Annotated in this window: 9 protein-coding genes; 3 read left to right on the top strand and 6 right to left on the bottom strand. The window is 43.8% G+C overall.

The window, feature by feature from the left end; translation table 11 throughout:
* Positions 1-7: 7 nt before the first annotated feature.
* The 4 genes from NSQ52_RS02350 to NSQ52_RS02335 all read right to left on the bottom strand — a co-directional run bounded on the left by NSQ52_RS02350 (position 8) and on the right by NSQ52_RS02335 (position 5,023).
* Positions 8-1,756: a cache domain-containing protein gene (locus NSQ52_RS02350; protein ID WP_160758166.1), complete on the bottom strand. Its 1,749-nt coding sequence runs from the start codon at positions 1,754-1,756 to the stop codon at positions 8-10.
* 171 nt (positions 1,757-1,927) lie between these two features.
* On the bottom strand, positions 1,928-3,049 hold the full coding sequence (locus tag NSQ52_RS02345) for a mannitol-1-phosphate 5-dehydrogenase (protein ID WP_268373272.1): 1,122 nt from the start codon (positions 3,047-3,049) through the stop codon (positions 1,928-1,930).
* Position 3,050: 1 nt separating this feature from the next.
* Positions 3,051-3,485: a PTS sugar transporter subunit IIA gene (locus NSQ52_RS02340; RefSeq protein WP_342473881.1), complete on the bottom strand. Its 435-nt coding sequence runs from the start codon at positions 3,483-3,485 to the stop codon at positions 3,051-3,053.
* 95 nt (positions 3,486-3,580) lie between these two features.
* Positions 3,581-5,023, bottom strand: coding sequence for a PTS mannitol transporter subunit IICB (locus tag NSQ52_RS02335; RefSeq protein WP_144679602.1), 1,443 nt, complete (start codon positions 5,021-5,023; stop codon positions 3,581-3,583).
* A 505-nt stretch (positions 5,024-5,528) separates the two neighbouring features.
* Here NSQ52_RS02335 and NSQ52_RS02330 point away from each other — a divergent pair.
* The 3 genes from NSQ52_RS02330 (at position 5,529) to NSQ52_RS02320 (ending at position 8,521) form a co-directional block, all read left to right on the top strand.
* A complete protein-coding gene (locus NSQ52_RS02330) occupies positions 5,529-7,163 on the top strand; it encodes a copper resistance protein CopC (RefSeq protein WP_342473880.1) in 1,635 nt (544 codons plus the stop codon).
* 16 nt (positions 7,164-7,179) lie between these two features.
* Positions 7,180-7,794 carry a DUF1775 domain-containing protein gene (locus tag NSQ52_RS02325; protein ID WP_039166206.1) on the top strand — a complete coding sequence of 205 codons (615 nt, stop codon included), beginning with the start codon at positions 7,180-7,182 and terminating at the stop codon, positions 7,792-7,794.
* Between the two features lie 130 nt (positions 7,795-7,924).
* The gene (locus tag NSQ52_RS02320) at positions 7,925-8,521 is read left to right on the top strand and encodes an NAD(P)H-dependent oxidoreductase (RefSeq protein ID WP_160758164.1); all 597 of its coding nucleotides are present in this window, start codon (positions 7,925-7,927) and stop codon (positions 8,519-8,521) included.
* A gap of 247 nt (positions 8,522-8,768) precedes the next feature.
* Here NSQ52_RS02320 and NSQ52_RS02315 read toward each other — a convergent pair whose 3' ends face one another.
* Together NSQ52_RS02315 and NSQ52_RS02310 are read right to left on the bottom strand one after the other, a co-directional pair.
* Entirely contained in the window at positions 8,769-10,163 is a 1,395-nt protein-coding gene (locus tag NSQ52_RS02315) for an NAD-dependent succinate-semialdehyde dehydrogenase (protein ID WP_047946157.1), read from the bottom strand.
* Complete coding sequence (locus tag NSQ52_RS02310; RefSeq protein ID WP_039166214.1) at positions 10,138-11,526, bottom strand: APC family permease; 1,389 nt, start codon at positions 11,524-11,526, stop codon at positions 10,138-10,140. Before NSQ52_RS02310 ends, NSQ52_RS02315 begins: the two co-directional genes overlap by 26 nt.
* Positions 11,527-11,547: the final 21 nt, after the last annotated feature.

The following is an 11,547-nucleotide window of genomic DNA, read 5'->3' as shown; positions in this document are numbered from 1 at the left end:
CCATACCTTATAAACGATAACGTGCAATATCTTGATTCAATCGCATGCTTAGCTCATTGAGCCTTTCTGCTGCCTTCGCCACATTGGAGATGGCGGTGACTTGTTCGTCTGTAGATGCAGTGATTTCTTCAATCGCTGCGGCATTTTCTTGAGAAATATGGGCTGCACCATGCATCGCTTTTGTGATGAGGTCGTTTTGTTCCAGTAATGTATTCAGCTCTTTTGCCATCGCATTTGTTTCAACGATGGTTTGTGAAATCGATGTAGAGATGGAATTGAATTCTTGTTCTGTTGCGTGAACCGCTTCATCAAGCTCGGCAAAACGATCCATTGTTTTGGACATCATGCCAGCTGTAGCCGTCGTTTCTTCTTTAATGCCTTGAATCATCTGCTGGATTTGAACGGCTGATTGCTTTGTCTGTTCAGCTAAATTCCGCACTTCACTCGCCACAACCGAGAATCCTTTGCCATGCTCTCCTGCACGAGCTGCTTCAATGCTCGCATTCAGGGCCAGTAAGTTCGTTTCATTTGAAATGCTTTCAATGGTATCTGTGATTTGAGAAATATCTTGTACTTTTGTACTTAACTGCTCAATCCCTGATCGAATGCCTTGAGATGCCTGAATGGATTGCTCATTTGATTGTTTTAATTGCTGGACAATTTGCTGACCCTGCTCGGAAGATTGGTTCGACTGGTCTGAAATTCGTTTGATCTGGTCGCTTTGTTCTTTGACGTTTTCAATGGATTGATTGAACTGAGTCATTTGTTGATTGGCTACCTCAAGGTCTGATGCCTGATGAAGTGTCCCAGTTGAGATATCTCCAATCGCTCGGCCAATTTCTTCACTGCTGGCAGATGTTTCTTCAGAGATGGCGGATAGATCTGTCGCAGATTCGACGAGCTGGCTGCTCGTTTCCTGCAAACCGCTCACAAGTGCTCTAAGCTCTCCTGACATATGATTAAAGCCTTTTGCCAACTGCCCAATTTCATCCGAGGTTTCTTTTAAGCTGGTGCGTTCAATATTGCCCGCCGCAATTTCTTTTGAAGCAGCCGTAACTTGCTTGAGCAGTCTCACTTTTCCTCGGGCTGCCAAATAAAAGACACCCATACTTAAAAGAGCGACACCTGCTGTAATGAGAATAATATAGAGCTTCATCTGCTCTAGTTCTTTATAAAATTCATCCTGAAATACGGCGATTCCTATACTCCAATTCCACGGTGTAAACTGGTTCATATAAGCGAGTTTTTGCTTTTCTTCCCCCGTGGCATCATCTTTATCCATATAGGTGATATAGTGTGCATCCTCGCCTTTTGCTGTAGCGCCAGCGACCATTTTTTGACGGTTTGTCGTGTTATCTGGGATGACGCCGATGTCGTTAACCGGATGAACCTGTGATGAATAATCGGCTCCATATGCGACAAGGTAGCCTTTATTTTTATAGATGAAATCTGATTTTTGAAATTGGTACCCTTTGCCGTCGTCATTTTTAGGCCCGTTCAAATAAATACGGGCTTGTTCCTGCGCCTGTTCAAGCGTCAGTTCTTTTTTCTCCACACGGTCGTTCAATTGTTCAAGAGTGGCCATCGCTCCATTTACGATGTGTTTTAAATCTGCTTTCCCTGCATCAATTAAGACATTTTTCGCTAAAAAATACCCCGTTGTTCCTACAAGTCCGCCTGTTAAAATTGTAATAACGATAATGGCTGACATCAATTGAAAAAAGACACTCCTTGAAGCAAACGCTTTCTTTTTCATGTTCTAATTCCCCCTTACTACATATATCGTCATGCAGGGGAAAGTATTAAAAAAGTCATAGAAAAAAATCCCTTTCACGTTAGAAAGGGATCTCAGATTGTTGACAAAGGGCTAAAATGAACTTGATTTTAGCCCTTTGTCTTCTTTTCACGTTAGAAAGGGATTTTTTGATTATCGCTCGGTTTCTTTGAGGATGGCTTGATAGAGATCGTCTTCAGGTTGGAGTCCACATACCTCTTGAAGCACACCTTCAATTCCTTTTTCTTTCCTTAATGCCTGCAAGCGAACCGCTTCTTCGTCTTCTGCAAAGTCGTAAGCCAAAGCAGCAGCGATCCCTTTGATTAAGTACACTGGCTGCTTGATCTTTTTCGCTGGACCGATTAAACGGTCATCTGCTCCCAGCTTTCTAAGAGGAGAGCGTGCGACACGAGTCACTTCATCGGAAATAAACGCATTTTCAAATCGCTTGATGATTTTTTGAATATACGCATCATGTTCTTCTTTTCGGAAGCCATACGCGTCAATTAAATAACTGCCCGTTTCATGAAGGGCACCTTCGACAACTTGACGAATGTCTGGTGTATCAACAGCTTCTTTAATGGTTTTTACACCTTGCTGATACCCGACATAAGCCGCTAGTGCATGTCCTGTATTGACAGTGAAAAGCTTCCGTTCAATATACGGCGTCAAATCTTGGACAAAGGTCGCTCCGTCAATTTGCGGAACATCTCCAATAAAGCCCGTCTCATCAATGACCCACTCGAAAAATGGTTCAACTGACACTTTGAGAATGTCCTCATGGTGCTGAATCGGAACAATGCGATCAACCGCAGCGTTTGGAAAGCCAACGGTTTGTGATATCGCTGCTTGCTCATCTGCTGTTAAATGAGAGAACACCGCTTCTTTTAAATGAGCACTTCCCCCAATCATATTTTCACATGCCACGATGTTGATGATATGGTCTGGCTTTTTTTGTTTTAATCCTTCAGCAATTGATGAGGCAATGATCTTCAATACGGCTGGTCCAACCGCTGTTGTAATCAAATTGGCTGTGGCAACCGCCTCTGTTAATGCTGCTGGATTTTGCGAAGAATTGATCGCTGATACGGGCCCGACTACTTCTTGCTTCTGCCCTGGTGCTGCCAGTTCAACCGTGTATTCTCCTCTTTCATTCAGCTCATTGATGACCGCTTCATTCACATCGGTAAAGACAAGTTCAAAGCCTGATGTCTTTAACAAAGATCCGATAAACCCTCTGCCAATATTCCCTGCTCCAAAATGAAGTGCCTTCATATTAGTTCACCTCGTTAAAGATGGCGATCAGTTCAACCTGATCCTTTGCATGAATGATCCGTTCTACATTTTCTTCTTCTGAACAGACAATCGCAATTTGAGACAGAATATCAAGATGCTCGTTGTTTTTCCCAGCGATCCCAAAGACGACTTTCGCCACATTTCCTTCACCATATTCAACACCATCTGGAATTTGGATAATCGAAATCCCTGAATGAAGGACTGCCGCTTTCGCATCCTCTGTTCCATGAGGGATTGCAATGCCGTTCCCCATAAATGTAGAAGAGATCTCTTCTCTTTCAAACATTTTGTTGACATAATCACTTGTGACATAGCCGTTTGCTACGAGGACTTCGCCTGCTTTTTTGATGGCTTCTTCTTTAGAACCTGCTTGTTCGTTTAGAAAAATATTGTCTTTAGAAAGTACTTGTTTCATACATGATCACACACCTTTTTTAGAATAAAAATCAGGAAAACAACCAAAACGGGGAGTTCAATTAGGAAAAATTGGACTCAACCCGTTTCGTCATGTTATTTTTTCAATTTCTCAATCAGCTCATCATATTTCGGGCTGTTTAAGAAATTATCCACTGAGATATGCACAGCGCCTGGCAGCTTTGCCTTGGCTCTGTCTGTTAAATCTTTATGAGTAAAGACCACATCCGCATCGTCTGGGATGTTGCTGATAGAAGTGTTTGTCACATCGATATCAAGCTCTGCCTTTTTCACTTTGTTTTTCAGAATGGACGCACCCATTGCACTTGAACCCATCCCTGCATCGCAGGCAAAGATGATTTTGTTCACGTCATCTGGATTGACGTCACTTGGAGATGCTGCTTGCTCGTTTGCTTGAGCGTCTTCTTTTTGTGCCGTAAGAGCAGCGGCTGCTGCACTTTTCTTGCCTTTCATGTCCTGCATCTTTTCAGTTGCTGCTGTTAAATCTTCGTCAACTTCTTTAGATGCTTTCAAAATGACCGATGCGACAAGGAACGATACGATAGCTGCTACGACAACACCTGCTAAAACGGCAAGGTGACCGCCTTTTGGAGACATCAGCATAAGCGCAATAATACTTCCTGGTGACGGCACAGCTTTTAATCCTGCATTTAATAATGTGAACGTCAGGACACCACTTGCTCCCCCTGCAATGACAGCCAAAATAAGTTTTGGTTTCATTAAGATGTACGGGAAGTAAATTTCATGGATTCCTCCTAAGAACTGAATGACAATAGCACCTGGTGCAGACTGTTTCGCATTTCCTTTTCCAAAGAACATATACGCAAGAAGAACCCCTAAGCCTGGCCCTGGGTTTGTTTCAAGCAAGAACAAAACAGATTGCCCTGTCTTCGCTGCTTGCTCGACCCCTAACGGACCTAAAATACCTTGGTTAATCGCGTTGTTTAAGAATAATACTTTTGCAGGTTCAATGAAGATACTTGCTAGTGGCAGTAAATGAGCATTGACAATGATATCTACACCTGCCGCAAGGGCTTTATTCAGACCTAGTACCACTGGGCCGATAGCATAGAATGCAATGGCAACAAGAATGGCACCGAGGATACCTGCCGTAAAGTTATTCACAAGCATTTCAAAGCCAGATTTGATTCGGTCTTTGAACAGCTGGTCGATTTTCTTAATAAGATAACCGCCCAGCGGCCCCATGATCATGGCACCTAAAAACATTGGAATGTCTGAGCCAACAATGACCCCAATCGTAGCCGTAGCACCGAGCACTCCGCCTCGATGGTCATAGACGAGTTTACCGCCTGTGTAACCAATTAAGAGCGGCAGTAAGTAGTTAATCATCGGTCCAACGAGTGTAGCTAATTGCTCATTCGGAAGATAACCACTTGGAATGAACAAAGCTGTAATCAGTCCCCATGCAATAAATGCACCAATATTCGGCATAATCATGCCGCTTAAATAGCTTCCAAAGCGCTGTACTTTCACGCGGAATCCGCTTTTTTCCTGCATCTGTGAAAACCCCTTTCTTCTCTCCCTTTATTTCGGGCTTTATAGGTCAAAAGATATAATAACAAGAGTCAGTGAAGCCCTTATACCTATCGTAAAACGCTTTCACTTTCCCTTCAATTGAAACTAAATGTCACTTTGTCACTTAGTGTGTGACAAAATTGAAAAATAATGTGACACCTCTCGGCATACCATAGATGATAGCGGGGTAAAAGTTGAATCTACTGTTGTTTTGGCGCAAAATTCATTGGAATTTCACAACTTTCAAATGGTCACTTCTTGTTTCCTCTACTTAAATCGAATAGGCTTATATTGATCAAACATTCAAGAAACGTCTGCGCAGACAAGACATGACACAGAAAAAGTGAACCATCTTGCTATTTGTTTCGTTTACCTTTTAGAGTGGGCGGTACAATAGAAAGAGCGGTTTTTCTGTGACTCACAGTTTACTGCCGCTTTCTTTCTGATACATGAGACATTTTCATAGGTAGAAAGGCGGTTATTCACATTGTTGAAATATAGTAATTGGCTTTTGCTGCTCATCTTCATGTTCTCCTTCTTCATGCCAAAAGAGGCATTTGCTCATGCATATGTAGTGAGCTCAAATCCAGTGGCAAATGAAGAGCTGGATCAGCAGCCTCCTGCAGTCTCGATCACCTTTAGTGAAGGAATCGAAAGTGGATTTCATGCCATTAAGGTGTTCAATGCAAAAGGGGATCGTGTCGATCAAGGAGATACGGTCATCAAAGAGCAAAAGATCATGGAAGCAGCTTTAAAAAAGAATTTACCTAAAGGAATTTACACCATTCAATGGAATGCGGTATCAGCCGATGGACACTCTGTGTCTGGCATGATTCCTTTTAGTATCGGAAAAGCGGATGGAGGATTTGATCAATTAGATCAAGGACAGTCGAGTGAATCCATCGATATGGCTTCAACCATTGACAAAGCCTTTCTGTATACGTCATTTAGCTTATTTCTTGGAACCATTTTATTTGGACTTCTATGGTTTAAAGCGGCCATAACCGACGTTTTAGCCCGGCGAATGAAGCGACTCTTAACTGTTTCATTGATCATGATGGGCGGAGCACTCTTGTTCCAGCTGCCGATTCAAACTAAATCAGCGGCAGACGTGTCCTTTTTAGGGGCATTTCAACCATCTCTTTTACAAGAAACCATTGCGTCGACTTCGGGCGGGAGTCTGTGGATGATGCTAATGGCGTCATTTGTTCTACTGACGATCTGGACGATTGTGGCGATGAAAAAAGGAAACTTCACTTCCTTCCGGGTATGGCTGTTTCCACTGCTCATTTTCATCGTACTCCTTTGGCTGAAAGCACAAATCGGTCATCCAGCCGCAACAGATAATAAAATACTGACAACGTCACTTGACTTCATTCATCTCGTTTCTGCATCCATTTGGGTCGGCGGCTTAACAGCTATTGTCCTTCTTTTGATGAAGAAACTGCCGAATGAAGATCAACCGCTCATACGCAGCACCCTGACAGCTTTTCATCCGTGGGCACTGCTCTCGGTTGGACTGATTGTGTTTTCTGGGTTTGTGAATGCGATTTTTATTCTGCAATCATTTGATGCCCTTTTCCAATCAGCTTATGGACGCACCTTCTTAATCAAACTTGGTTTATTTATCATCATGGGTCTCCTTGGGCTCGTCCATTATTTGATGCTGAGATGGGAAAAGAAGCAGAAACGAAACGTATCTTTACGAGCAGAGTGGATCATTGGGATCGCTATTTTACTATTAACAGCCGTATTCACCAATATCCCAAGTCCTCCGCCGCCTGCACCAGAGCCATTCTTTGCAGCCAATCAGGTGGAGCATCGTGACCTTGTGTCTTTGAGCATTACCCCGAATGCTCCTGGTAAAAACACGTTCGAGGTGGCATTTACGAAGAAGGATGGACAAACGATCACAGACATTCAATCTGTGACAGCTAAGATCCACAAAGTCTCCTTGTTCGGTGATGAAACGCCTAACGAGTTTCAGCTGAAACGATTAAAGAATGGACACTTCTCGGCTGAAAACCTCTTACTAAATGAAAAAGGCACTTGGAAAATTAACATTCATGCGTTAACTGGTTCTTTTGACAACATCGATACGACATTCATTAGAAGAAACTAAAAGGAGTTTATATGATATGAAAAAATACGTTAAAGCTTTATTACCAATGCTTCTCGCTTCATTTTTACTGGCGATTCCTGTAAGTGCACACGTGACAGTCAAACCTGATACATCTGCAACTAATGCTTGGGAAACCTATACGTTAAAAGTACCTTCTGAAAGCGACAGTCCGACAACAAAGGTTGTCATCACGATGCCTAAAGGCGTAGAATTCCAGCAATACGAGCCAGTGCCTGGCTGGAAAACAACAACTGAAGAGAAAAACGGAAAAGTCACAAGAGTCACTTGGGAAGCAACTGGCGATGGTGTCCTTGCTGGGCAGTTCCAGCAATTCGTGTTTGTTGCAAAAAACCCTGAAAAAGCCGGCGAAGCGGCATGGGATGCGTATCAATATTATAAGGATGGAACAGTAGTTGAATGGACTGGCGACAAGGACGCTGATAAGCCTCATTCAATCACAAATATTGTTGCGTCTAATACCGTAACGGATTCACATGGGCAAGAAAAACCAAAAGAAGAAAAGGCATCTGAAACAGCCTCTGCTTCTTCTTCACCACTTGTTCTTGGTCTGTCCATTGCAGCCTTAGTTGTGGCATTGATTGCACTTGGTCTTGCTTTTAGAAAGAAATAAACCTTACATGAGCGATCGTTTTTTCAAGCGGTCGCTTTTTATTTTCCCAACCTATCATTTCCAATATAGGATTGAATAGGATACTCGTGCATGCCATAATGAGACACATGACCACCTAGGAGGCTATGAGATGAACCATCTAATCATATTTGCTCATCCCCAGCAAAGCTTAAATCAAACCCTATTAGATCTTGTTGTAAGCACTCTTTTGAACAATGGTCATGATGTGACAGTTCGTGATGTGTATGCCATTGGCTTTCCGCCAGAGCGGACAACAGCAGAAAAGGCTGCCATGAAAAATGGGCATGTGCCGGTACCGGTTCAAAGAGAGCAGAAGCTGATTCAGCAAGCCGATGTCCTCACATTTATCTTTCCAATATGGTGGACAGGCTTGCCGGCGATGCTAAAGGGTTATGTAGAGCGCGTTTTTTCAGAGGGGTTTGCGTATGAGATCAATGAAAACGGAGTGGTGAAAAATCTGCTTCGAGACAAAAAAGGGGTCATTATTAATACGCATGATGCACCGAGGACCTTTCTTGATTCAAATATGATCATCACCCCCAGCCATCAGATGACGACAGATACAGCCGCCTTCGATCTGATCGGCGTTGAGCCAGTCGAACGGCTCTTGTTCAGCAGCATGGAACAAGCATCTGCAGACGACATCCACGAGATTCTCAAAGAAACAAAAGAAACGGTGGATCAACTTTTCCCACCGGCTGTTTAACATAAAAAAGACTGCCGAGACTTCTCGGACAGTCACAGATTGTTGACAAAGGGCTAAAATGAACTTGATTTTAGCCCTTTGTCTTCTTTTCAGCGTGATAGAAAACCTTTGCAGTCTAGGAAGGACGAGTACTGGCGCGGAGCGAATTTCACATTCGTGAGCACCAGCGCGTAGGACTGACAAAGAATGCGAGGGTTTGTCTACATGCTGAGACTGCCGAGGCTTCTCGGACAGTCTTTTTCACATGTTATTCGTCTAAACCAATTGACACATACTTCGTTTCTAAATAAGGTTCGATGCCTTCGATGCCGCCTTCACGGCCAATACCGCTCTCTTTCATACCGCCGAAAGGTGCCTGCACAGCGGATGGTCCCCCGTCATTCCAGCCAATAATCCCGTAATCTAGATTCTCAGATATATAGAGGCCATTGCGGTAATTCTCTGTAAAGAAATAAGCCGCAAGTCCAAAAGGTGTATCGTTCGCTAATTCAATGGCTTCATCTAAAGTGCTAAATGTCGTAATTGGTGCAACTGGACCAAACGTCTCTTCATGCATAATGTTCATTGAAGGGTCGACATGAGTTAGCACCGTCGGCTGAACAAAATAATACGACTTCTCCTCGTCAAAATGTGTATCGCCGCCGACAAGAACTTTCGCCCCTTTATCCACGGCATCTTGAATTTGGTCGACAATTTTATCGAAGCCTCGCTTATTGATAATCGGTCCGATGGACGTGCCTTCTTCAAACCCATTTCCTACTTTCAGCTTTTCCACTTCTTTGCTGAAGCTTTGCGCAAATGCTTCATGAATTTCTTCATGGACGATTAAGCGATTGGCACAAACACACGTCTGGCCTGCATTACGGAATTTAGATGCCACTGCTTGTTTCACAGCCAATTCAAGGTTGGCGTCCTTATCTACGATCAGCGGGGCATGACCGCCAAGTTCCATAGAAACGTGTTTCACCGTGCTCGCACTGTTTTTGATGAGATGTTTTCCAACTGGTGTTGAGCCAGTAAACGTGATCTTGCGGATCAATGGACTATCTGTGAAAATTTCCCCCACTTCTTTTCCATCTCCAATCACCCATTGCAAGGCTTCCTCTGGAATTCCGGCTTCATGGCCTAATTTCACAAGCTCAATGGCCGTAAGCGGCGTGTCTTCAGCAGGTTTCACGATAAACGTACAGCCCGCCGCAAGCGCTGGTGCAGCCTTCCTTGTAATCATCGCCGCAGGGAAATTCCATGGTGTAATGGCGGCAACAGGACCGACTGGCTGTTTTGTGACAAATAGGCGTTTGTTTGTCGTATGTGATGGGATCGTTCTGCCGTAAATCCGCTTTGCTTCCTCTGCGTACCATTCGATATATCCAGCGGCATAGACAATTTCTCCTAATGCTTCTTGATACGGCTTCCCGTTTTCTTCTGTGATGATTTTTGCAAGCCTTTCTTTATGCTCGATCATGAGATCAAACCATTTGCGAATGATATTTGCACGTTCATGGGCTGACGTTTTTGCCCATGTTTTGAATGCTTTGTGTGAGCGAGTGATCGCATCTTCAATCTGTTCTTTTGTATGCTGAGCAACTGAGGCAATTTCTTCTCCGGTTGCAGGATTATACACTTTGAGTTCGTTTGTCATGCTCTATCTTCTCCTTCGTTCTTGGATTCATTACATATAGTATATACCCAATGAGTGCCCAACCTAAAAGCAAAATCCATTCAGCTGGCCATGACAAGGAAGCCGGCATCCCTGGAAAATAAAATGAAAGAAAAAGGAGACTGAGTCCAATGGCAAAAACGCCGGTCGTCCGCCAATATTTAATGCGGTATGGACGCTCAAGCTCAGGTTCTGTCTTGCGAAGTCTCATAAAGGCAATGGACACAATCAAATACCCAACGATGATGCCCACACCCCCTGCATTGACAATCCACACGAGGGCAGGTCGGCCTAGTAATGGTGCAAAAAAGGCCAATGCACCTAAGAACAAAATGGCATTTGTCGGAGTTTTATACTTCGGATGAATATACGCAAACCATTTGGAAATCATGCCTCTTTCCGCCATTGCGTAGAGGATACGGCTTGCACCAATGATAAAAGCATTCCAGCTCGTTACGATACCTGCTACACCACCAATGACAAGCACAGTCCCAAACGCCTGATGACCAAGAAGCTGTACCATAGCATCTGCTGTTGCTAGTGATGAAGCCTCAAGCTGACCTTTTGACAATCCTGCCGCTACTCCAAAGACAATGAGCAGATAAAATACAACCGCACTCACAATGGAGATAATCAAAATTCTCCCGATGATTTTCTTCGGTGCGTTAATCTCCGCCGCTACCTGCGGGATGACATCAAACCCAACGAATAAAAAGGGAATCATCACTAACACAGCCATCAGACCGCCAACCCCGCCTTGAAACATCGGCTCAAGGTTTGCAAAATCTCCATTAAATGTAGCTCCGCCTAATAGAAGAAAACCTGTCAGGATAATGGCCACTGTGAACACCGATTGAAAAATAGCAGCAGGCTTTGCGCCAATGTAGTTGAGAGCTGTTAAAAACAGCGCACCGCCAGATCCAATCAATACCCATGTAAAGTAAACATCCCATCCTCCTATATTCCATAGGAAACCAACATGCTGTGTTGGAATGACATAGTCAATGACTGTCGGAAGTGCGACCGCTTCAAACGTAATCACGGACACATAACCGAACAATACGCCCCATGCGGAGACAAACGCTGATTTGATCCCAAATGCCCGCTGGACAAAGACGAGTCCTCCGCCTGTTTCTGGAATTGCAGAGGAAAGCTCTGCATACGTTAGTCCAATAAAGATGACGAGAATGCCCCCTATGACAAAGGCAATCACACTTCCTAAAAATCCAGCTGTTAAAATCCAATCTCCCGAAAGTACAACCCAGCCCCAGCCAAGCATTGCACCAATGGATAAAAACAGTACGTCTGACTGCGACATGGTTTTAGCCATTTGTTGTTTTTGCATACAACCATCCCCCTTTGTTGT

The sequence above is a fragment of the Bacillus sp. FSL W8-1141 genome (assembly GCF_038593205.1).
Taxonomy (GTDB): domain Bacteria; phylum Bacillota; class Bacilli; order Bacillales; family Bacillaceae; genus Bacillus; species Bacillus altitudinis.
The sequence above is the reverse complement of the archived record's forward strand: the minus strand, read 5'-3'. Positions and strand labels throughout refer to the sequence as shown.